Genomic DNA, 22,508 nt, shown 5'->3' with positions numbered 1-22,508 from the left:
CCAGTTGTCGGGGGACCCATCAGGAGAAGACCATGTCCGATACCGCCACCATGCCGCTGCCCGGCCGGCGCGCGCCCGATCTGCATCTGGAACTGATCATCGGTGCCGAATGGGACCTGGCCGACCAATCGCCCGGCGCCTTTACCATGATCGTGTTCTATCGCGGCCTGCACTGCCCGATCTGCAAGGCGTACCTGTCGGACCTGCGGGGCATGTACGACGATTTCCTGTCGAAGGGAGTGGAGGTCGTCAACGTCTCGATGGACGCCGAGGAGCGGGCCAGGGAGGCGCATGAGGAATGGGGGCTGGAGCCCATCCCGATGGCGCATTCGCTGACCGAGGATCAGGCGCGGGCCTGGGGCCTCTACCTCTCGGCGGCGCGGAGCGAGAAGGAGCCGGACGTGTTCGCGGAACCGGGCCTGTTCCTCGTGAAGCCCGACGGCACCCTATACATGGCCGAGATGTCGAGCGCGCCCTTCGTTCGGCCCGACCTGAAGCTGCTGCTGTCGAAACTCGACTTCATCGCCGACAAGGATTACCCGCCCCGCGGCACGCATCGCGGCTGACGTCTCGGGGGCGTCTTGCGGGGCGCGCGCGCCTCTGGAACAGTCGCGCGATGGACGGCGAGGGGATCACCGGAACGGGACGCGGCGATCCGCTGGCCCGCGTCACCGCGATGGCGCATCGCGCGATTGCGGCGCTGGACCTGCCGCCGGACGGCTGGTCCATGACCAGGCTGGGCCTACACGATGATGACCAGCTGGTGCGGGCCGTCCTGCGTCTCGATCGCGCGGGGTTGCCGTCGATGGTGGTCAAGGCCCAGCTTCGACCCGCCAATCCTGCGGAGTTCGCCTCCGACGTCGCGCGCAATGCCGCCGCCTATGACGCCTTCCCCCGTTCGCGCGACCTGGGCATGCCCGAGGTGCTGTGGCGCGACGACGCGGGGATGGCCTGCGCGACCCGCTACATTCCGGGCCTGCGGATGTCGCAGGCGATGCGGCGGACCTGGCATGGGGAACGCCTGACCCTGCTCACGGGGACGGGACGATGGCTGGCGGCGCTGCATCGATCGGGCGACCCGGGGCGGGCGCCGTTCCACCCGCGCGGCGCCGTGCAGCAATGGCGCCAGAAGGCTGAGGCGGTGCGCGCCCGGACGGAACGTGTCGCCGCGCGCCCGCTGTTCCTGGGCCTCGCCGCCGACCTGCGTCGGCGCGCGGGGCAGCTGGCCGCGGACGGGCCGTTCGACGTGCCTTATGCCCTGCCGCATGGCGACGCGCATCTGGGCAATTTCATCCGCGGCGAGGCCGGCGGCACCTGGGGTTTCGACCTCTACCCGCATGGTTGGCGCCCCGTGGCCATCGACGTGGCGAAACTGCTGACGGATTTCACCACGCTGTTCCATTTTCCCGACGAGATATCGGCGGAGCATCCCATCCCGCCCGAGACGCTGGCGGCCTTCATGCGCGGCTACGACCTGCTGCCCATGGACGACCCGGCGCTGGACCTGCTGGTCCGGGCGGAACTTCTACGCATCCTGTCCACCGTGCCCGCCGACCCGGCGCGGCGCAGCCACGGCAAGACCCGCACGCTGGACCGCCTGCTGCCGATCCTGAAGCGCCTGGCCGAGACTAGCCCAGGGCGTCGGCGTCGATGATCGCGAAGAACGTGCCGCCGGATCGGATGCCGAACTGGCCCCCGGACCGCTCGCCCAGCTCCACCAGGCGGTAGAAGGACTTGCGGTCGATCAACGCCTCCAGACCCCGACGCACTTCGACATAGGGGGCGGGTTCGCCGTCTTCGGCTAGATCGACGCGGATCGGGTGTTCGGGTCCGGCCGCCACGCGGTCGCCGACATTGGTCTCGAAGGTGACGACGCCGTCGGCCACCTCGAAGTCGATGGCGACGAAAGGCGTGTCTTCGACGGTGAGGCCCACCTTCTCGACCGGGGTGACCAGGAAATGCCGGTCCCCCTCCTTCTTCAGGATCGAGGCGAAGAGTCGCACGAGCGCGGGCCGCCCGATCGGCGTGCCCTCATGGATCCAGGTGCCGTCGCGCTTGATGGTGATGTCGATCTCGCCGCAATAGGGCGGGTCCCACAGATGCACCGGCGGCGGCCCCTTGGCGCTCTTGCCAGCGGCGGCCTGCGCCGATTGCAGGAACGCCGCCGAGGAGGTCACGCGATCTTGTCCGCCCATTGCCCTTTGCCCCCCGATCCGTCAGCCATACCTAAGATCAACAGACAACCCGGGCGGGAGCAATGCAATGGCCGATGATCTTCTAGCCGAAATCGAGAGCCTGGGCCTCAGGCTGGGCGAGGCGCGGCAGGCCGTCGCCACCCGCATCATCGGCCAGGACCGCGTGGTGGAGCTTTCGCTGGCGGCGATGCTGTCGGGGGGGCACGCACTGCTGATGGGTCTGCCCGGTCTTGGCAAGACGCGGCTGGTCGAGACGCTGGCCACGGTGATGGGCCTGCAGGGCAGCCGCATCCAGTTCACGCCCGATCTGATGCCCGCCGACATCCTGGGCTCCGAAGTGCTGGAGACCGGCCCCGATGGCAGCCGCGCGTTCCGCTATATCGAGGGGCCGATCTTCGCCCAGCTGCTGATGGCCGACGAGATCAACCGCGCCAGTCCCCGCACCCAATCGGCGCTTCTGCAGGCCATGCAGGAGCGCGAGGTGACCGTGGCCGGCCAGACCCGCAGGCTGCCCGCCCCGTTCCACGTGCTGGCCACGCAGAATCCGATCGAGCAGGAGGGGACCTATCCCCTGCCCGAGGCGCAGCTGGACCGGTTCCTCGTCAAGATCGACGTGGCCTATCCCGACCGCGACACCGAACGCGACATCGTGCTGGCCACCACCGGCGCGACCGAGGCCGAAGCGCTGGCGGTCTTCGATCCCGCCGCCCTGATCGCCGCGCAGGGTGTTGTGCGGCGGATGCCGGTGGGCGACAGCGTGGTGGACCTGATCCTCGACCTGGTGCGGGCCTGCCGGCCGGATGGGACGGACGCGCCGGATGCCGTGCGCCGTCACGTCGCCTGGGGCCCCGGACCCCGCGCCGCGCAGGCGCTGATGTTGCTGGCGCGCGCCCAGGCCCTGTTGGAGGGACGGCTGGCGCCCGACGCCTCCGACGTGTCCCGCCTCGCGCGGCCCGTTCTGGGGCACCGCATGGCGCTGTCCTTCGCCGCGCGCGCCGAGGGGGTCGTGCTGGACGAGGTGATCGACGAGGTCACGGCCCGCGTCACCCGCGTCGAACGGGCGGCCTAGACGGTTTGGCGGGCGAGACGCTCCATACGCCGGCGACCCTGCGCGCCCGGTCCGAGGGCATCGCCGCCGGGCTGCCGGGCCTTCTGATGTCGGCCGAGCGGCTGGCCGCGACGATCCTTCTCGGCGAACATGGCCGCAAGCGGGCCGGTCCCGGCGACGCATTCTGGCAGTTCCGGTCGGCGCAGCCGGGCGATGCGCGCCGCGCCATCGACTGGCGGCAATCGGCGCGCGGCGACGCGCACTACGTGCGCGAGACCGAGTGGCAGGCGGCGCAGACACTGATGCTGTGGGTCGACGACGCGGCATCGATGTCCTTCGCCGCCGCCGGACGCCCGTCCAAGCTGCGCCGGGCGCAGACGTTGGCGCTGGCGCTTGCCGTGCTGGCCGTGAAGGCCGGCGAGCGGACCGGCCTCGCCGCGCTGCCCGAGCCGCCGCGCGGCGGGCGTGCGCAGTTGATCCGCATGGCCGACGCGCTGATGGAGGGGGGCGAGGTGCCCGATTACGGCGCGCCGCGTCCCCGGGTGATGCCGATGGGATCGCGCGCGGTGTTTCTGTCGGACTTCCTGGGCCCGCCTGAGCCGGTGGCCGAGGCGCTGACCGCCGCCGCCGACCGGGGCGTGCGCGGCGTGCTGGTCCAGATCCTCGACCCCGAGGAGGAGGCGTTCCCCTATGACGGCCGCACCGTGTTCGAGAGCATGTCCGGCGCCGTCCGGTTCGAGACGCTGAAGGCCGGGCGCCTGCGCGAGGACTACCTCGACCGGCTGGCGACGCGGCGCGCGGCGCTGCGCGACCTGTGCGCCCGAACCGGCTGGCGGTTCCATCTGCACCATACCGATGCATCGGCCGAGGCGGCGCTCCTGTCGCTCTACACCGTGCTGGAACGCGGACGGTGAGCGCGCTGGCCTTCACCGCGCCGCTCCTGCTGTTGGGGCTGTTGCTGCTGCCGATCCTGTGGTGGCTGCTGCGCGCGGTGCCGCCCGCACCGATCCGGCGGCGGTTTCCGGGCATCGTGCTGCTGCTCGGCCTGAAGGACGACGAAAGCCAGACCGCGACGACGCCATGGTGGCTCCTGGCGCTGCGGATGCTGGCGCTCGCGGCGGTGATCGTGGGGTTCGCCGGGCCGGTCCTGAACCCGCGTCAGGCGGGCACCGGCGCCGGCCCGCTGCTCATCGTGATGGATGCGAGCTGGGCTTCTGCCCGCGACTGGCCCGCGCGCACCGCCAAGGTGGAACAGATGCTGCGCGATGCCGCCCGCGCCGGGCGTCTGGCCGCCGTGCTGCCCCTGACCGACCCGCTGCCCGACGAGATCCCGTGGCAATCTGCCGCCGCCTGGGTGGAGCGTCTGCCTTCCGTCACACCGCGCGCCTGGGCGCCGGACTATGCCGGACTGTCCGAGCTGGATCTGGACGGGGCGGAGGTCGTCTGGGTCTCCGACGGCCTGGCCCGCGACGGGCGCGATGCCCTGCCCGCCCGCGTGATCGAAAGCACGCGCCCCGTTCTGGGCCTGACGCCCGCGACCTATGCGGACGGACTGATCACCCTACGGGCCGTCCGCGCCGGAGACACGACCGCGCGCGGCGTCGACCTGCGCGCCATCGGCCCCGGCCCGAACGGCGCGCTGACACAGCTTGGCGTCGCCACCGCAACGTTCGAGGCCGGCGCGGACGCGGCGGAGGTGCAGCTGTCCCTGCCGCCCGAGCTGCGCAACCGCGTCGCCCGGTTCGAGATCGCGGGCGAGCGGAGCGCCGGCGCGATCAGCCTGACTGACGACAGCCTCGCCCGGCGCGAGGTCGCGCTCCTGACGCAGGCCGAAGATGAGTCGCAGGACCTGCTCTCGCCGCTCTACTACCTGCGCCGCGCGCTGGAGCCGACGGCCGATCTGATCGAGGGCGATCTGGCCACGCTCCTGCCGGCGAACCCGGACGTTCTGGTCATGGCCGACGTCGCCCGCCTGTCCCCGGCCGAGACGCAGGACGTCACCGAATGGGTCGACGGCGGGGGACTCCTTTTGCGCTTCGCCGGACCGCGCCTCGCCGCCTCCGACATCTCGCGTGCGGAGGAAGATCCGCTGATGCCGGTCCGCCTGCGCTCGGGTGGGCGCACGGTGGGGGGCGCGCTGTCCTGGGGGGAACCCAAGATATTGCGCCCGTTCGACGAGGCGTCGCCCTTCTTCGGCCTCGACGTCACCGGCGAGGTTTCGGTGACCAGCCAGATCGTCGCGCAGCCCGACCCGACGCTGGCCGACCGCACGCTGGCCGCGCTGGCCGACGGCACGCCGCTGGTGACGCGCAAGCCGGTGGGGCAGGGGCAGGTCGTGCTGTTCCATGTGACCGCCAATGCCGAATGGTCGAACCTGCCGCTTTCGGGCCTGTTCGTGCAGATGCTGGAACGGCTGGCCGTCTCCACCCGTCCCGCGGCGCTTTCGGCCGAGGCGCTGGAGGGCACGACCTGGGTGCCGCGCGTCGTCCTCGACGGGTTCGGCACGGCGCGCGACGCGGGCACTTTGGCCGGCATTCCAGGCGAGAGCATCGTCGACCCGGTGCCGTCCCCCGACCTGCCGCCGGGCGTCTACGAGGGGCCGGGGCAGAGCCTGGCCGTCAACGTCCTCGCCTCCGGCGCCACGCTGGCCACCGCGACCTGGCCCGCCGGCACCGCGATTGAGGGGCTGACGCGCGAGGCCGAGACGAACCTGACGCCCTGGCTGCTGGCGGCGGCGCTGTTGCTGCTGACGCTCGATGCGATCGCGTCGCTCTGGTTGGGCGGACGGCTGCGGCGGGGGGCGGTCGCGATGCTGGCGGGCCTGATGCTCCTGTCGACGCCGCCCGAGGCGCGCGCGCAGGACGGCAATGCCGGCGTCCCGTCCGAGGTCGCGCTGGCCTATGTCCGCACCGGTGATCCTTCCCTCGACGAGGTATCCGAGGCCGGGCTTCGCGGGCTGTCCACCGTCCTGACACAGCGCACCTCGGTCGAGCCGGAGGCGCCGCGCGGCGTCGATCTGGAAACGGACGAGCTGGCCTTCTATCCGCTCCTCTACTGGCCCGTGACCGAGGCGCAGCCGACGCCGTCGGACGAGGCCTATGCGCGCCTGAACCGCTACCTTCGCGGCGGCGGCATGATCGTGTTCGACACCCGCGACGCCGATCTGGGCGGCTTCGGCTCCTCCTCGCCCGCCTCGCAGCGCCTGCGCGATCTGGCCGCGCCGCTCGATATCCCGCCGCTGGAGCCGCTGCCCGACGATCACGTCATGACGCGCGCCTTCTATCTGCTTCAGGATTACCCGGGCCGCTACAATTCGCGCGACGTCTGGATCGAGGCCGCCCCGCCCGAGGAGGCGGTGGAGGGCATGCCCTTCCGCAACCTGAACGACGGCGTGACGCCTGTGGTGATCGGCGCCAACGACTGGGCTGCCGCCTGGGCCGTCGATCAGGGCGGCCGCGCGCTCCTGCCCGTGGGCCGCGGCTATGCCGGCGAACAGCAGCGCGAGATCGCCTATCGCTTCGGCGTGAACCTTGTGATGCACGTCCTGTCGGGCAACTACAAATCCGACCAGGTGCACGTGCCCGCCCTGCTCGACCGGCTGGGGAACTGACATGACGCGCCAGATCATCCTCGACCCGATGCTGCCATGGCCCCTGATCGCGGGGCTGGTCGCCATCGCGCTGCTGGCCTGCCTCCTGGCGGCGTTCCGGGGCCTGCCGGGCTGGTGGCTGCGCGCGCTGGGCGTGGGCGTGCTGGCCGCGGCGTTGCTGGACCCGAGCCTGCAGACCGAGGATCGGGAGCCACTGTCCGACATCCTGCTGATCGCGGTGGACGAGAGCGCGAGCCAGGGCCTCTCCGACCGCCGCGACCAGACCGAGGCCGCCCTGGCCGACCTGTTGGACGAGGCGCGGGCCGATGGGCTCGACACCCGCGTCGCGCGCGTGGTCGACGGCGAGGGCGACGAGGGAACGCTGGTCATGGCCGCCCTGTCGGAGATGCTGGCCGAGGTGCCGCGCGACCGTGTCGCCGGGGCCGTCGTCATCTCGGACGGGCGGGTGCATGACGCGGGTGCCGCGCCCGATCTGCCGGCGCCGCTGCATCTGTTGCGGACCGGGCGCGACACCGACTGGGACCGGCGCCTGATCGTGTCGAACGCGCCCAGCTTCGCGATCCTCGACGAGGAATTCACGATCACCCTGCGGATCGAGGATCAGGGCGACGTACCCGACGGAATCGCCGACACCGCCGATATCGTCCTGGCCATCGATGGCGGCCAGCCACGTGCCTATCGCATCCCGGTGGGCGAGGATCTGCAACTGCCCGTGGTCCTGCCGCATGGCGGCCGCAACGTGATCGAGTTCCGCGTGCCGGAGGCCGAGGGCGAGCTGACCGACCGCAACAATGCCGCGATCGTCCAGATCAACGGCGTGCGCGACCGCCTGCGCGTGCTTCTGGTCTCGGGAGAGCCGCATCCGGGGCAGCGGACCTGGCGCAACCTGCTCAAGGCGGATTCGGCGGTCGACCTCGTCCATTTCACCATCCTGCGGCCGCCGGGCAAGCAGGATGGCGTTCCCGTGACGGAGCTGAGCCTGATCGCCTTTCCGACGCGCGAGCTCTTCTCCGACAAGATCGACGAGTTCGACCTGATCATCTTCGACCGCTACCAGCGGCGCGGCATCCTGCCGTCGATCTACCTCGACAATGTCCGCCAATACGTCGAACAGGGCGGCGCGCTGCTGGTCGCGGCGGGGCCCGATTTCGCGTCCGCCGACAGCATCTATCGTTCGCCGCTGGCGCCGATCCTGCCCGCGCGGCCCACGGCCATCGTGCTTGACGAGGGGTTTCTGCCCGCGATCTCGGACCTTGGGGCCAAGCATCCGGTGACCGAGGGCCTGCCCGACGATTACGGCGAGGACGGCGCGCCCTGGGGCCGCTGGTTCCGTCAGGTGCAGGTCGAGACCCTGCCCGACACGCAGACCGTCATGGACGGCGCCGATGCGGAACCGCTCCTGATCCTCAACCGGGTCAAGGCGGGGCGCGTCGCGTTGCTGGGATCGGATCACGCCTGGCTCTGGGATCGCGGGTTCGAGGGCGGTGGGCCGCAGGCCGAGCTTCTGCGCCGTCTGGCCCACTGGCTGATGCAGGAGCCCGAGCTGGAGGAGGAGGCCCTGACCGCGACCGCGCTTGGGCAGGAGATCACGGTGACCCGTCGCACGCTGGGCGACGCGCCAGGCGCGGTGACGGTCACGGCGCCGGACGGGACCGAGAGCCAACTGACGCTGGAGGAGGAGGCGCCCGGCCGCTTCGTCGGACGCCTTGATGGGGCGGAGCAGGGACTTTACCGACTGACGGAGGGCGAGCGCAGCACGGTGATCGGCCTCGGCCCCGCCGCACCCCGCGAATTCGTGGAGACGATCGCCACCGACGCCGTCCTGACCGATGCGATCGACGCGCGGGAGGGTGGCGCCATCGCCGTCGAGGACGGCGCGCCCGACCTGCGCTCCGTGCGCGAGGGGCGGCGCGCCGCCGGGCGCGGCTGGATCGGCTGGACGCCGCGCGACGCCTATCTGACCGCCGATATCCGCATCCTGTCGCTGGTGCCGGCCTGGCTGTTCCTGCTTCTGGCGGCGGGGTTCGCGACCTGCGCCTGGCTGCGCGAAGGCCGGCGCTGAGGCCCATATATTCGACCGCTTGGACGGTTTTGTTTTTGCAATGATCCGGTTTTCATGCTGATGTCGCGGGCGGAGGACGGGGGGAGTCGTCCCCGCGACATTCGTTCAGGGAGGATGAACACAATGATGAACCGCCGTATGCTGACCGGACTTCTGGGCGGCGCCGCGCTCGGCCTGGCCGCGCTGCCCGTGCTTGCGCAGGAGGTGACGCTGAAGCTGCACCAGTTCCTGCCCGCGCAGGCCAACGTGCCGGTCCAGATCCTCGACGTCTGGGCCGACAATGTCGAGGAGGCGAGCGAGGGCCGCATCTCGGTAGAGCGCTTCCCGTCGATGCAGCTGGGCGGCACGCCCCCGGAACTGATGGATCAGGCGATCGACGGCGTGGCCGACGTGGTCTGGACCGTCGTCGGCTACACCCCCGGCCGCTATCCGCGCACCGAGGTGTTTGAACTGCCGTTCATGGTGTCCGATGCCGGCGCCGCCAGCAGTGCCTATTGGCAGATGTACGAGTCCGAGATGCAGGAGGAGTTCTCGAACGTCCACCTGCTGGGCGCCTGGGTCCACGGCCAGGGCCTGATCCATGCCGACAAAGAGATCCGCACGCCGGCCGACCTGCAGGGCGTCAAGGTCCGCGGTGCGTCGCGCATGGTGAACCAGCTTCTGGAGACGCTGGGCGCCACGCCGGTCGGCATGCCGATCCCGGCGGTGCCCGAGGCACTATCGAAGGGGGTCATCGATGCGACCACCATGCCGTGGGAGGTGACCGAGGCGCTGAAGGTGCCGGAACTGGTGACCTACCACACCGAGTTCGACGGCAACATGCTTTACACGGTGACCTTCGTTCTGGCGATGAACAAGGCGAAGTACGAGAGCCTGCCCGACGATCTGAAACAGGTGATCGACGACAATTCGGGGCTGGAGTTCTCGGTCTTCGCCGGGTCCACCCAGGCGGCCGCCGACGGGCCGTCGCGCCAACTGGCGGTGGATGCGGGCAACACCATCCTGACGCTGACCGAGGAGGAGGCGCAGGAATGGGTCGACGCGGCGCAGCCCGTCTATGACGCCTGGGTCGCCGAGATGGACGGCAAGGGCATCGACGGGCAGGCCCTGATCGACCAGGCCCGCGAACTGATGGACGCCTACGAGGGCTGACGTCATAAGGCGAAGCGGGGGGCCGCGCGGATGTCGCGCGGCCCCGTCGCATGGGGGACGGGCACATGCTGAGCCGCATCATCGAGGCGCTCGCGCGGGTCATGGCGATCCTCGGCGGTCTGGTCCTGACCGCGCTGATCGTGATGACTTGCCTGTCCGTCCTGGGCCGGTTCCTGAACGGTTGGCTGCACTCCGCGGGCCTGGGCGGCGTGGCCGAAGCCACGGGAATTGGGCCGATCAACGGCGATTTCGAGCTGGTCGAGGCAGGGATGGCCTTCACCATCTTCGCCTTCCTGCCGATCACGCAGCTGCGTGACGGGCATGCCTCGGTCGACATCTTCACGAACGCCCTGGGTGTGCGGGCGAACCGCGTGCTGGCCGTTCTCTGGTCGGCGCTGTTCGCGGCGGTCATGGTGCTGATCGCCTGGCAGCTGGGCCAGGGGACGCAGGCCAAGATGGCCTATGGCGAGACGACCTACCTGATCCAGTTCCCGATCTGGTGGGCCTATGCGGCGGCGCTGTCGGGCGCGGTCGTGGCGGCGCTGGTCGCGGTCTATGTCGCGCTCGTGCGGATCGTGGAGCTGGTCACCGGCGCGCCGATCCTCGCGCCCGGGGGGGCGTCGCATTGACCAACCTCGAAATCGGCCTGACCAGCTTCCCGGCGCTGCTGATCCTGATCTTCCTGCGCGTGCCGATCGGGCTGGCGATGTTCCTGACGGGGATTGTCGGCCTGTACCTCGTGACGGGCGGCAACCTCGTCGCGCTGTCGCGGTTGAAAAACGAGACCTATTCGACCTTCTCCTCCTACTCCCTTTCCATCGTGCCGATGTTCCTCCTGATGGGGCATTTCGCGACGCTGGGCGGCATGAGCCAGGCCCTGTTCCGCGCGGCCGAAGGGTTCCTGGGCCACCGGCGCGGGGGGGTCGCGATGGCGGCCATCGGCGCCTGCGCGGGGTTCGGCGCGATCTGCGGCTCGTCGCTGGCCACCGCCGCCACCATGGGCCGCGTGGCCCTGCCGGAATTGCGGCGCTACGGCTATGACGGCGGCTTCTCGACCGCGACGCTGGCGGCGGGGGGGACGCTGGGCATCCTGATTCCGCCTTCGGTCGTGCTGGTGATCTATGCCATCCTGACCGAACAGAACATCGCCAAGCTGTTCCTCGCGGCCTTCCTGCCGGGGCTTCTGGCGGCACTCGGCTATGTCATCGCGATCTCGGTCTATGTGCGGCTGAACCCCGGAGCGGCGGGCACGCGCGATGCGATCCCGATGGGCGAACGCTTCCGTCTGCTGGCGGCGGTCTGGCCGGTGCTGCTGGTCTTCGTCGCGGTCGTGGGCGGCATCTATGGCGGCATCTTCACGCCCACCGAGGGGGCCGCAGTCGGCGCGCTCGGCACCGGGCTGATCGCGCTCCTGAACGGGGGGCTGAACGGCCGGACCCTGATCGAGAGCTTCCTCGTCACCGCGAAATCCTCGGCGATGATCTTCTTCATCGTGCTGGGGGCCGCGATCTACAACGGCTTCCTCGCCCTGACCCAGGTTCCGCAGGAGATGTCGCAATGGGTCGTGGGCCAAGGCTTCGCGCCGATCACCGTGCTGGTCGTGATCCTCGTCTTCTACCTGATCTTCGGCTGCCTGATGGACTCGCTGTCGATGATCCTCCTGACGGTCCCGATCTTCTTTCCCGTCATCTCGGCGCTCGATTTCGGCATGTCGGCGGAGCATGTGGCGATCTGGTTCGGCATCCTCGTCCTGATCGTGGTCGAGGTCGGGCTGATCACGCCGCCGGTGGGCATGAACCTGTTCGTCATCAACGCGATGGATCGGGGCACCCCGATGCTGCAGACCTATCGCGCGGTGATGTTCTTCGTCGGCTCCGACATCGTGCGCGTGGCGATCCTGGTGGCGTTTCCGGCGATCACGCTGTTCCTGATATGACGCGCGGGGGCCAGCCCCCGCACCCCCGAGGTATTTCCGGCCAGAGGAAGATGGGATGTTCGACCTGAATGAACTCGCCGCGGCGGCGGACCTGGTGCACCGGACGGTGCCCGCTTCGCCGCAACTGAACTGGCCCCTGCTGGATGCCGCCACCGGCGCGCGGGTGATCGTGAAACACGAGAACCACCTGCCCACCGGCGCCTTCAAGGTGCGGGGCGGCGTGACCTTCATCGACTGGCTGCGCCGGTCCCATCCCGAAAGCCCCGGCATCGTCACGGCCACGCGCGGCAATCACGGCCAGAGCCAGGCGCGCGCGGCGGTGGCGGCCGGCCTGCGGGCCGTGGTCTACGTGCCCGAGGGCAACTCGCCCGAGAAGAACGCGGCGATGAAGGCCTGGGGGGCCGACCTGCGGGTGCATGGCGCCGATTTCGACGTCGCGCGGGAGGAGGCGTTCCGCGTGGCCGAAGCGGAGGGGCTGACCATCGTGCCGCCCTTCCACCGCGAGTTGGTGCGCGGCGTGGCGACCTATGGCGGGGAACTTCTGTCGGCGCATCCGGAGATCGAGGTGCTGTATGTGCCCATCGGCTGCGGCTCGGGCATCTGCGGCTGCATCGCCGCGCGGGATGCGCTGGACCACCGGGCCGAGATCGTGGGCGTCGTGTCCGAGAACGCGATGTGCGCCAAGTTGTCGGTCGAAGCCGGGCACCTGGTCGAGACCAATTCGGCGGACACCTTCGCCGACGGGATGGCCGTTCGGATGCCGGTGCAGGCCGCCTTCGACATCTATTCCAAGGGCGCCGCGCGGATCATATCGGTGTCGGATGCGGAGGTGGCGGAGGCGATCCGCCTTTACTGGACCGCAACGCACAACGCGGCGGAGGGCGCGGGCGCGGCCCCGCTGGCCGGCTTGATGCAGGAGCGGGACGCCATGTCGGGCCGGAATGTCGCCGTGATCCTGTGCGGCGGCAACATCGACGCGGGGCGCATGGCCACGGTCCTTCGGGGTGGGGTTCCGGCGGCCTGAGAACGGCCCGCGGCGAACGGGTGCACCGCTCAACCGCCGGGCCCCTCCGGCCCGTCCTGCAAGACGGCCCGGATCGCCGCCACCAGCCGGGGGCGCAGATCGTCGTCGCGGTTCGGTTGCAGCGCCGGATTGCCGATCAGATGACGGCCCACGTCCATCCCGGCCATCAGACCGAGCAGAAGCGCGGCCTTTTCCTCGGCGGCGGGCTCTCCTGCCAGATAGTCGGTCAGCAACCGTGTCAGCCGATCGCTGAGTTCCTCGCGCACGATTCGCGTCGCATCGGGCGAGGTCGACGAACGCAGGGCGGCGAACATGGGATCGGCCGCATCAGGCGATTTGCGCTTGGCCAGGATATGATCCGCGAGCGCCTCGGCGAAGCGCTCGCGGGGTAGCGCGAGCAGCGGGTCGAAATCGACGCACCCCTTCAGGGCCGCGCGGAACAGATCGGATTTCGGGCCGAAATAGCGGCTGACCAGGGCGACGTTGCACCCGGCGAGGGACGCAATCTCGCGCGTACCGACACCGTCGTACCCGCGCTGCGTGAAAAGCCGCTGTGCGGCATCGAGGATGGCCGCACGGGTGGCCTCGGCATCGCGGGGACGCGGCCTATTGGCGGTTTCTGGTCGGGTCACGAACCCTCCAACTCATTTAGTAAGCAGTCGTTGACTTGAATGTTCTGCATATGTAAGCGGACGTCGACTTGAGTAAGCAGTCGACGACATAGAGGCAAGGAGAACGTCATGGCACGCGAAGCCGCCCTTATCACGGGTGCCTCCGCCGGGATCGGCAAGGAGCTGGCCCGCATTCACGCCGCGCGGGGTGGCGACGTCATTCTCGTCGCCCGCTGCGAGGACGTGTTGCGGGAGTTGAAGGCCGAACTCGAACAGGCCCACGGAATCACGGCGCATGTCTTCGCGGCCGACTTAGGCAGCGTGGAGGGGACGCGTGAGCTTCACGCGCGGGTGCGGGCTGCCGGGCTGCCGGTGGACGTCCTGATCAACAATGCCGGCTTCAGCCATCACGGTGCGTTCCACGAGCTGGACCTCAACCGCGCGCTTTCCATCGTCGAACTCAACGTGAAATCGCTGATGACGCTGACGCGGCTGGTGCTGCCCGACATGGTGGCGCGCGGCGCGGGGCGCATCCTGAACGTGGGCTCCACCGCCGGCATGATCCCCGGGCCGCTGCAGGCGACCTACCACGCCTCCAAGGCGTTCGTGAATTCCTTCAGCCAAGCCATCGCCGAGGAGGTGGCCGACGCCGGTGTCACCGTCACGGTGCTGGCGCCGGGTGCGGTCGCCACCGAATTCTTCGAGCGCGCCGACATGGCGGACATGAAGGGCGTGCAACAGGGCGTCGCGCAGGCCTCGGATGTCGCGCGGATCGGATACGACGCCATGACGCGAGGAGAGCTGCTGGTCATCAGCGACCGCCGCTTGCGGTTCATGCTGAACTGGATGGTGCCGTTCCTGCCGCGTCGCCGCGTGCTGAAGATGGCGCGCGACTTCGGCGAAAAAACCGGCTGACGGCAGGCTGAGCGACCTCTAGTCCGGTGCGCCGAATTCCAGGCCACGGGGCAGGTGGTTGAACAATTCCAGCCGCGGGGGCTTGCCGTTCCCGAGGCGCAATGCACTGAGGCTCGCGGGGGCCACCGGAATGATATGCGCGGGGTCGAGCCCGAGATACCGTTGCAGGATCGCCCGGATCACGCCGCCATGGCAGACCACGAGCAGGTTTCGGCATGGAACGCGGCGCTCTCGCTCGATCACGCCGGACACCCGGTCGACGAAGGCCGTCCAGTTCTCGCCGCCCGGGGGCGCGGCGGTGCCGGCCCGCCAGCCCTGATAGGCGTCCTCGTCCTCGGCCCGGATGTCGTCGATGGCGCGACCCGTCCAGTCGCCCACGTCGATCTCGCGCAAGTCGCGGGTCAGGCGCGGCGCCGTCGCGCCGATGCGACGGGCGGTTTCGTGGACCCGCTCCAGGTCGGAGGAGACGGTGCGGCAGGGCGCGATCTCGGCGATCACGGGGCGCAGGGCATCCGCCTGTGCGGCACCCAGGCGCGACAGGGCGATGTCGGCCTGGCCCTGCAGGCGCCGTGCGGCGTTCCATTCCGATTGTCCGTGACGAACCAGCAGCAGGCGCATCAGCCGATCCTCTCGCCGTCGGGGCCGAACCAGCCGTCGGGTCGGGCCGGCAGGCAGAACTGGACCGTTTCCCCGATCCGGGCCGCGAGCGGGTCATCGACGACGGCCGTCAGCCGCAGGCCGTCGCGAAGACCGGTGACCATGGTGCGCCCGGCGATGACGCTCGTCTCGACCAGTTCCATGGGCAGCGTGGTCTCGGCTTCCTCGGAACCGACCGTCATGGTTTCCGCGCGGTACATCGCCATGCAGTCGTCCGCGGGTGGGGTCAGCGGCATGTGCTGCCCGCCGACCCTGTAGCCCGTGCCGTTCTTGACGACCGGAACCATGTTGCCCGGCGGCGTGCCGACGAAGGTGGCGACGAAGGCCGTCTCCGGCCGCTCGACCAGATCGGCGGGGGCGCCGAACTGTTGCACGCGGCCCTCGTTCATGACGGCGACATGGGTGGCCATGGTCATCGCCTCGATCTGGTCGTGGGTGACGTAGACCGTCGTCGCCCCCGTCGCACGGTGCAGCCGCATGAGTTCCGTCCGCATCTCGACCCGCAGCTTGGCATCCAGGTTCGACAGCGGCTCGTCGAACAGCAGGACCGACGGCTCGGGCGCGATGGTCCGGGCGATGGCCACGCGCTGCTGCTGCCCGCCCGAGATCTCGTTGGGGTATCGGGTGGCCAGCCGGTCGATATCGAGGAGCTTCAGGACCTCGGCGACGCGCGAGGCGCGCCTGGCCTTCGGCATCCGCATGACCTTGAGCGGCCATTCGACATTGCCGCGCACCGACATGTGCGGCCAGAGCGCGTAAGACTGGAACACCAGCCCCGAATTGCGCCGGGCCGGATCGACGGACCAGTCGCGGTCGCCGTCCGACACGGTCTGACCGTCGAACACGATCTGCCCTTCGCTGGGCAACTCCAGTCCCGCCAGCATCCGGAGAAGTGTGGTCTTGCCGCAGCCCGAGGGGCCCAGCAGGACGAGGAACGCGCCGCCGGGCACCGAAATCGAGACATCGCGGACCGCCGCGAAATCGCCGAAACGCTTGGTGAGGTGTCGGATTTCAAGCATGGGGTCCCTTCAGTTTTGCAGCCAGGGCTGGGATTTCGATTGCAGGCGGTTGGCGATCAGCGTGGCGGCGAGCGAGAGGAACAGGATCACCACCGTGATCGCGTTGGCGAACTGGCCGAACCCTTCGGAGGCATAGCGATACGCCAGCACCGACAGGACCGGCATCGTCGGCGTGAAGAGCAGCACGACCAACGACAGGTCGCGGATGATCTTGACGAAAATCAGGATGCCGCCTGCCGTCAATCCGCGGATCGCAAGCGGCACGGTGATCGCGGCCAGCCTGCGCACGAAGCCCGCCCCGGTGATGCGCGCGCTCTCCTCCAGCTCGCCGCCGACCTGCTGGATGACGGCCCGCCCGGTCTGGACCGAGAACGGCAGCAGGTAGGCCGTGCCCGCGATCACCAGGAGCGCGAAGGTGCCGTAGAGTGCGGGGAACGGCCCGATGGGCGCCCCGAGATAGGCGATATAGGCCGCGCCGAACGCGATGCCCGGCACCAAGAGCGGCAGGAAGCTGATCTGCGTGATGGCCGCCGACATCCAGCCCTCGCGGAACCGCGCCGTTGTGTAGGACGCAAGCAGCCCCACGATCATGCCGGTAATGGCCACGCAGAGCCCGAGTGCCAGCGTGACCGTCAGCGCGCGCACGATATCCTCGTTATGAGCGATGCCGGGAATGCCCTGCGCGAAGGACGGGTCGCTCCGCCCGGTCCAGTAGTGCAGGGTCCAGCCCGAAAAGAGGTTGGCCGAGGAGGGCGCGAGGCTGGACGCGGTCAGTACGATGACCGGCACCACGGTCGAAGCGAGCAGCACGGCCATCGCCGCGCCGAAAAGCGGCCAGCGTGCGCCGCGCAGGTCGAAGCGTTTGGCCCGCCCGCCCTTCCCCGTAATCGTGGCATAGGAGCGACGCCCCGAGACGATGCGGTTGCCCGCCCACAGAAAGGCCCCCGAGATCAGCACCAGCAGGATGCCGATGACGTAGCCGCGCCCGACCTGTCCCACCTCGATCATGCCGAACAGACGGGTCGACAGCGTCTGCATCCGCACCGGCAATCCCAGCAGCGCCGGCGTGGCGAAATTCGAGACCGCGCCCGCGAAGCAGAGCGATCCGGCGGCCACCAGGGCGGGCATCGTCACCGGCAGGATAATGCCCAGCAGGATGCGCCGCCCCCTGACGCCCGCGATCTGCGCCGCCTCGACCAAATCGGAGTTCACGGTGGCCAGCGCCGCGGCGATGATGGTGAAGGCCAGGCTGAAATAGTGCAGCGTCAGCACGATCAGCGTCGGTACCAGGCCCCAGGCCAGCCAATCCGGGATGTCGAGTCCCTGTCCCTGCAGCCAGCCGACCTGTCCTCCCACGCGGTCGTTGCGGAACAGCGCGCCCCAGGCCAGGGCGGCGGCGAAGGACGGGATCATGAAGGGCAGGGTGGCCATCACGCCGATGATCCGGCGATAGGGCACATTGGTCATCACCACGAGCCAGGCGAGGAACCCGCCCAGCAACACGCAGCCCGTCGATACCACCACGCCGATCAGCAGGGTGTTGCCCAGGGGCTTGTAGAACAGGTTCGTCGAAAGCCGCCCCGTGAGCACGTCCGACCACGCGCGGATGGTGTCGGGCTGCAGCGTGAACAGCACCGTGCGCAGGAGCGGCAGGACGATCAGTGCGATCAGGATCGCCAGGACGCCCGCCTTGAGAATGGTGCCCTGCCGGAAGATCACCCGGCGGCCCTGTCGGCGCGCGGCAGCATTGGCCATCGAGATCACCCCTGTTCAGTGGGTCGAGAACGGCACGGGGGCGGACCCAATGCCATCCCCGGTGCGGGATCCGCTATTGCAGGGTCAGGATCAGGTCGCCGATCTCGGCCCGGATCGTCGCCGTCTCGGCCGGTGCGATCCGCCAGGCGTTGAACGTGTCGAGCGGGACCGCATCGGGATGCGGCGGAATGTCCGTCCGCGTCACGTAGTCCCCGGCGACGTAGAAGGGCGCGAGGCCGGGGCCGCCGGTCTCGCTCTCGTCGCCCATCAGGAAGTCGATGACGAGCCGCGCGGCGGCGGGGTTGTTGGGTTCGGCCGCCAGGGCCAAAACGGCGGGGAAGATGATGCCCGGCGCGGGCTCCACTTCGTTGGCGACCTGCAGGGCCCAGCCCTCGTCCTCGTTGTCGCAGCGGTCGGAATAGCTGGTGAAGCCCACGGGCGGGGCCTCCTGCCCCGTCGCGCCGACGGCCACGTTCACGTCATCGGTGGACCCGACCAGGATCACGTTGTTGGCGAACAGGTCCACGATGAATTGCTCGCCCGCATTGGTCGCGCCATCCAGCGCGAGCGCCTTGCCGAACTGCGCCTCGTAGGCCCCGGCCATCTCGTCGGCGCGCAGCACGATCTCGGTCATCAGGTCGAGGTAGTCGCCCCGCTGCAGCGGATCGACCATCACGACGCGCCCGCGCCAATCCTCCGTCGTCAATTGCCACAGGTTGGTGACGGGGGCGCCGTCGGGATGGGCCTCCTCGTTATACATCAGGACCTTGGTGGACAGGCGTTGCGCGAGAAGGGGTTCGCGGTAGTTCTGCGGCACGCGCTCGGCGACGCGCGGCGGAACATAGGGCCTGACAATGCCGGTCTCCAGGAGCTCGCCCAGGACAACCGGCGTGTCCGAGGTATAAACGACATCCGCGTTGGTCACGCCGGCCTGCGCCTCGGCCCGAAGCCGGGCGATCTGTTCGGTCGACGAGATGTCGAAGCCCTGCAGGTCGATGCCGGGATAGGCCTCCTCGAAGGCCGTCTCCACGCGGCCGATGCGGCTGGTGAAGGAATAGACCGTCACGGTCCCTTCCTCCTGCGCCAGCGGCAGCAACTCCTCCGGCCCCATTTCATCCAGATGGCCATCGGCCAGCGCGGCCGAAGACAACAGAATACCGATCGCGCCGAGGCGCGTTGCGTTGCGGGACGTCATGTGATCCTCCCTTGAATCCTCGTTTTCCTAGTCGAAGCGCTCGATCAATTGCCCCAGGCGGTCGAGTTTCTTGAGCGACTCGTCCTTCGCGGTGAGGCCGGCGGCGATGACGAGCGCGTTGCACACCGTCATCGGCACGGTCAGGGTCTGGAACGCATCCTGGTCGCCGGAGCGGGGCGCGGTCAGGATGTGATCGGGGGGCGGCGAAAGAAGCGCGCCCGATTTGCCCGATACGATGATCGTTTCGGCACCGATTTCGCGCGCCGTCTCTATCAGGGCGGCATAGCCGCGCGGCGGTCGGCGGAAGGCGAAGCTGAGCACGACGTCGCCCGCCGCGAGGCCGAGCATCTGTTCGGCCAACCCCCTCGGGTCGGTGTCGAGTTGCTGGACGTCCTTGCCGAAGCGTCGGAACCGTTTGACCATCATCAGGGCGAGAACCTCGGCATTGCCGTAGCCGTAGATGAAGATGCGGTTGGCGCGCATCAGGAGGGCCGCGATTTCGGTGATCCGGTCGGGGGTGATGAATTCCTCGATCCGGCCGAGGGCCTGCATCTCGTCGCGCGCGAGCTTGCCGAGAACCGTGTCGGACCCGGCTTCCGCAATAGTCTTCTCGAACCGCGTCGCGGTCTCGCGCGTGGCGATGAACTCGTCGCGCAGCGCGTCGCGGAAGGCGGCATAGCTGTCGTAGCCCAGCTTCTTCGCCAGTCGCGACGCGGTCGCCTCGTGTACGCCCACGGCGCGCGCCAGTTCGCCCGCGGTGCCAAGGGCCGCGGCCGTGGGGCTCTCGATCACGTTCTCCACCAGTCGCCGCTCGCTGGGCGTCAGGGTCGGGGCCTGGCCGGAAATTTTCTGCAGGAGGGACATGATGGCTCGGGAATAACTGCAAGCATACTTTCATGTATGGCATTTAGATGCAAGTTATCTTGCCTAAGGGCATAGTTCAGGCGACCTCACGGAGCCGAGGCATGACTTACACGACCACCGGATAGGCCACGCCTTTCCGGACCAGCGCCGGCGCAGGAGAACTCTCAGGTGGAGTGACAAGCGCAGGTCGCGAGCCGGCCCGTGATACGTTCCGCGACGCGTAGCCCGCTACGCGTTCGCCGGCGCTGCCTGTTCTCCGCTTGTGCAACGCGTCAACGTCCCTTGCCAGGAACCATCTCTAGTCGTGCCGCAGGATCGTCAGACTGACGGTTTTGTACACAATCGATTGGCGGTCGACATAGCCCCTGAAAGTGGCGGGCGGACACCGGAATACTCAGCGTAGAAGGCGACGGCTCCCGCAACTTCGTCGAGATATATGACGTGCCGCATTTCGCGCGCACCGTCACCGGCAACCCTGTTTGCCGCCACTCCCTTTAAACGACAATCAGTATCAGCATGACGATGGCCATCCCCATCATCATCAGGTTCTCGGTCAGGCTCACGAAGCCGAGCGGCACGTTCGAGTTGCCGCCCACACAGGCGCATTTCAGCTCTCGCCTGTCGACATAGACCGCCTTGAACACGCTGATCGCGCCGACCGTGGCGATGAAGAGCGCCGCGGGGGCGGCAAGCCAGGTCAGCAGCATGCCCGTCATCAGAATGCCCGCCCCGGTCTCGACCCAGGGATAAATATAGGCATAGGGCACCCATTTCCGCGCCAGCAGGTCGTAGTTGAGGAACATCGTGGTAAAGCCTTCGATATCGCGGAGCTTCTGCATCCCCAGCAGGATCATCGCGACTGAGATGAACCACCCGAGCGTCTGCCATGTGACGGCGCCGAGAAAACCGATGGACAGCGTGAGCGCGGTCGCGGCGGCCACGGCGAAGAGGTAGATCACCGGTCTGTAGGTCTTAGCGTTCGGGTCGTGGTCGGTAAGACGCGCGCGCAGGGCATCGTAGCCACCGACCCGCTCGCCCTCGATCCAGACCTGCGGCGTCGTGGAGACGTCGTGTTCCTTCTTGAATGCATCGACCTCCGAGCGGTCTCGGAACAGGCGGTCGTCGACCTCGAAGCCCTCGCGGTTCAAGAGCCAGCGCGCCTTTTGGCCCGATGGGCACAGATGGTTCGGGAGGGCCATGCGGTAGAGGACGGCCGTCTTGCCGGTCGCGGCGGTGGCGGGATCCGTTGTCACATCGGCGACGTCTCGGGTGTCCTTGGGCATGATGGGTCTCTTTCGTCTCAGGGTTCGGTTCGGGCTGTGCCGGGGGCTGCATCGCCGACTGCTTCAATCTCCGCGATCTCGCCGCGCCTGGATGATCGTCAGCACGCCGCCCATGTGGAGCGACATCCGGGCCCGCGTCTGCAAGAAAAGGACGTGGTCCTGCGCGTAGGTATCGAGATGGATCGGGCCATGCATCACCAAGGTCGAGGCGCCGATCATCGCAAAGAACCGGCCTTGGCCGCTGCCACTGTGATGACCTGCGCTTTGAAGACCATTGTAGCGTCGTTCTGCTGTGCCATTGCCGTCACTTCAATATACCCGCATAGGGTATATAGCCAAGATGTCACCCGAAGGTTTCGCGAAAAAGGAGTGCCGCCGCATGAAGGCCAACAAGCAAAGGGCGCTGGATCGCCTGTCACGGCTCGAAGGACAGGTGCGCGGTGTCGCCAAGATGGTCGAAAGCGACCGTTACTGCATGGACATCCTGGCGCAGACGGCCGCGATACGATCCGCCGTACTCGGCGTCGAAAGGCTCGTTCTGGAGAACCACGCCGAGCATTGTGTCGAGTCCGCGATTGCGAGCGGAGACCCCGAAGAACAACGCGCCAAGTTCGACGAGCTGATCGGGCTATTACAGAAGGCGTCCCGGTAGGTATTTCAGGCCAGCGCGTGCCCCTGCCGCCGCATCGCGGCAAGCCCCACGTCGACCCGGAAGCGGAACGGTACCAACCACCTCGGTGCGGGGACGTGATCGGCATCGGATAGTCCGACGCGCGGGACGTCACGAGTGCCGAAGCGATAAATTCCATGGCGGAACAGGTGGCGTCGGTCCCGGCGGACTGGACGGGCGCGGCCCCTGCTTGGCATCCTGTCGAACCTGATCGATCGGCGTCTGACCCGCGCAGGTGTCGTCCGGCACGCCGACCGGATCGGCGTCGGTGTCACGCGCGTTCATCCAGGGGCGCAGCCGTGACTGAAGATCCACGGGGCCGGCTCGGCCGAGCGCCTGGCGCGGATGGGGCGGGCGCGTTGCATTCGACCGCGACCATCGCCCCCCCCGTGGCCAGACAAGGGCGTTGCACGCAGGTCGCGGCCAGATGGATGCATTGCGGCGTGGCGATGCCCCCGTTTGGAAGCAAGACTACGTATTCCGGAGGTGGGAACGAGGCAGCGGCGACCACG

Annotated in this window: 21 protein-coding genes; 12 read left to right on the top strand and 9 right to left on the bottom strand. The window is 68.7% G+C overall.

Going from position 1 to position 22,508, the window contains the following annotated elements; genetic code table 11:
- Positions 1-32 precede the first annotated feature (32 nt).
- Together MWU52_RS11670 and MWU52_RS11665 are read left to right on the top strand one after the other, a co-directional pair.
- On the top strand, positions 33-566 hold the full coding sequence (locus MWU52_RS11670; RefSeq protein ID WP_246952216.1) for a peroxiredoxin family protein: 534 nt from the start codon (positions 33-35) through the stop codon (positions 564-566).
- Positions 567-616: 50 nt separating this feature from the next.
- On the top strand, positions 617-1,654 hold the full coding sequence (locus MWU52_RS11665) for an aminoglycoside phosphotransferase family protein (RefSeq protein ID WP_246952214.1): 1,038 nt from the start codon (positions 617-619) through the stop codon (positions 1,652-1,654).
- Here the strand turns inward: MWU52_RS11665 and MWU52_RS11660 are convergent.
- Entirely contained in the window at positions 1,629-2,195 is a 567-nt protein-coding gene (locus tag MWU52_RS11660) for a DUF1285 domain-containing protein (protein ID WP_246952213.1), read from the bottom strand. The two genes, MWU52_RS11665 and MWU52_RS11660, sit on opposite strands and share 26 nt — an antisense overlap.
- Positions 2,196-2,262: 67 nt before the next feature.
- Between MWU52_RS11660 and MWU52_RS11655 the strand changes: the two genes are divergently transcribed.
- The 8 genes from MWU52_RS11655 to MWU52_RS11620 all read left to right on the top strand — a co-directional run bounded on the left by MWU52_RS11655 (position 2,263) and on the right by MWU52_RS11620 (position 13,027).
- Positions 2,263-3,264: a MoxR family ATPase gene (locus MWU52_RS11655; RefSeq protein WP_246952211.1), complete on the top strand. Its 1,002-nt coding sequence runs from the start codon at positions 2,263-2,265 to the stop codon at positions 3,262-3,264.
- 5 nt (positions 3,265-3,269) lie between these two features.
- A complete protein-coding gene (locus tag MWU52_RS11650) occupies positions 3,270-4,157 on the top strand; it encodes a DUF58 domain-containing protein (RefSeq protein WP_246952209.1) in 888 nt (295 codons plus the stop codon).
- Positions 4,154-6,853 (top strand): DUF4159 domain-containing protein, encoded by a 2,700-nt coding sequence (locus tag MWU52_RS11645; protein WP_246952207.1) that lies wholly within the window; start codon positions 4,154-4,156, stop codon positions 6,851-6,853. Before MWU52_RS11650 ends, MWU52_RS11645 begins: the two co-directional genes overlap by 4 nt.
- A 1-nt stretch (position 6,854) precedes the next feature.
- On the top strand, positions 6,855-8,915 hold the full coding sequence (locus MWU52_RS11640; RefSeq protein WP_246952205.1) for a hypothetical protein: 2,061 nt from the start codon (positions 6,855-6,857) through the stop codon (positions 8,913-8,915).
- A gap of 123 nt (positions 8,916-9,038) precedes the next feature.
- Entirely contained in the window at positions 9,039-10,067 is a 1,029-nt protein-coding gene (locus MWU52_RS11635; RefSeq protein WP_246952203.1) for a TRAP transporter substrate-binding protein, read from the top strand.
- A gap of 65 nt (positions 10,068-10,132) precedes the next feature.
- Positions 10,133-10,696 (top strand): TRAP transporter small permease, encoded by a 564-nt coding sequence (locus tag MWU52_RS11630; RefSeq protein WP_246952200.1) that lies wholly within the window; start codon positions 10,133-10,135, stop codon positions 10,694-10,696.
- On the top strand, positions 10,693-12,003 hold the full coding sequence (locus MWU52_RS11625; RefSeq protein ID WP_246952199.1) for a TRAP transporter large permease: 1,311 nt from the start codon (positions 10,693-10,695) through the stop codon (positions 12,001-12,003). Before MWU52_RS11630 ends, MWU52_RS11625 begins: the two co-directional genes overlap by 4 nt.
- Positions 12,004-12,058: 55 nt before the next feature.
- Positions 12,059-13,027, top strand: coding sequence for a threonine dehydratase (locus tag MWU52_RS11620; RefSeq protein ID WP_246952197.1), 969 nt, complete (start codon positions 12,059-12,061; stop codon positions 13,025-13,027).
- A 29-nt stretch (positions 13,028-13,056) separates the two neighbouring features.
- Here the strand turns inward: MWU52_RS11620 and MWU52_RS18105 are convergent, their stop codons facing one another.
- Positions 13,057-13,659, bottom strand: a complete 603-nt coding sequence (locus MWU52_RS18105) for a TetR/AcrR family transcriptional regulator (protein WP_246952195.1) — start codon at positions 13,657-13,659, stop codon at positions 13,057-13,059.
- Positions 13,660-13,767: 108 nt separating this feature from the next.
- Here MWU52_RS18105 and MWU52_RS11610 point away from each other — a divergent pair, with 108 nt between their 5' ends.
- Positions 13,768-14,553 (top strand): SDR family oxidoreductase, encoded by a 786-nt coding sequence (locus MWU52_RS11610; protein WP_246952193.1) that lies wholly within the window; start codon positions 13,768-13,770, stop codon positions 14,551-14,553.
- An 18-nt stretch (positions 14,554-14,571) separates the two neighbouring features.
- Here MWU52_RS11610 and MWU52_RS11605 read toward each other — a convergent pair whose 3' ends face one another.
- The 7 genes from MWU52_RS11605 to MWU52_RS11575 form a co-directional block, all read right to left on the bottom strand.
- Positions 14,572-15,171 carry a histidine phosphatase family protein gene (locus tag MWU52_RS11605; RefSeq protein ID WP_246952191.1) on the bottom strand — a complete coding sequence of 200 codons (600 nt, stop codon included), beginning with the start codon at positions 15,169-15,171 and terminating at the stop codon, positions 14,572-14,574.
- Entirely contained in the window at positions 15,171-16,229 is a 1,059-nt protein-coding gene (locus tag MWU52_RS11600) for an ABC transporter ATP-binding protein (protein WP_246952190.1), read from the bottom strand. The genes MWU52_RS11605 and MWU52_RS11600 overlap by 1 nt, the downstream gene beginning before the upstream one ends.
- 9 nt (positions 16,230-16,238) lie before the next feature.
- Positions 16,239-17,984 (bottom strand): iron ABC transporter permease, encoded by a 1,746-nt coding sequence (locus tag MWU52_RS11595; RefSeq protein WP_246952188.1) that lies wholly within the window; start codon positions 17,982-17,984, stop codon positions 16,239-16,241.
- Positions 17,985-18,057: 73 nt separating this feature from the next.
- Positions 18,058-19,179, bottom strand: a complete 1,122-nt coding sequence (locus MWU52_RS11590) for an ABC transporter substrate-binding protein (protein ID WP_246952186.1) — start codon at positions 19,177-19,179, stop codon at positions 18,058-18,060.
- A 27-nt stretch (positions 19,180-19,206) separates the two neighbouring features.
- Complete coding sequence (locus MWU52_RS11585; RefSeq protein WP_246952184.1) at positions 19,207-20,043, bottom strand: MurR/RpiR family transcriptional regulator; 837 nt, start codon at positions 20,041-20,043, stop codon at positions 19,207-19,209.
- 494 nt (positions 20,044-20,537) lie between these two features.
- Entirely contained in the window at positions 20,538-21,326 is a 789-nt protein-coding gene (locus tag MWU52_RS11580; RefSeq protein WP_246952182.1) for a MauE/DoxX family redox-associated membrane protein, read from the bottom strand.
- Between the two features lie 63 nt (positions 21,327-21,389).
- Positions 21,390-21,545, bottom strand: coding sequence for a hypothetical protein (locus MWU52_RS11575; protein ID WP_246952180.1), 156 nt, complete (start codon positions 21,543-21,545; stop codon positions 21,390-21,392).
- Positions 21,546-21,705: 160 nt separating this feature from the next.
- Here MWU52_RS11575 and MWU52_RS11570 point away from each other — a divergent pair, with 160 nt between their 5' ends.
- Complete coding sequence (locus MWU52_RS11570) at positions 21,706-21,978, top strand: metal-sensitive transcriptional regulator (RefSeq protein WP_246952178.1); 273 nt, start codon at positions 21,706-21,708, stop codon at positions 21,976-21,978.
- Positions 21,979-22,508: the final 530 nt, after the last annotated feature.

The organism is Jannaschia sp. S6380 (assembly GCF_023015695.1).
In the GTDB taxonomy this organism is placed as follows: domain Bacteria; phylum Pseudomonadota; class Alphaproteobacteria; order Rhodobacterales; family Rhodobacteraceae; genus Jannaschia.
This window is presented reverse-complemented; position numbering and strand designations above follow the sequence as displayed.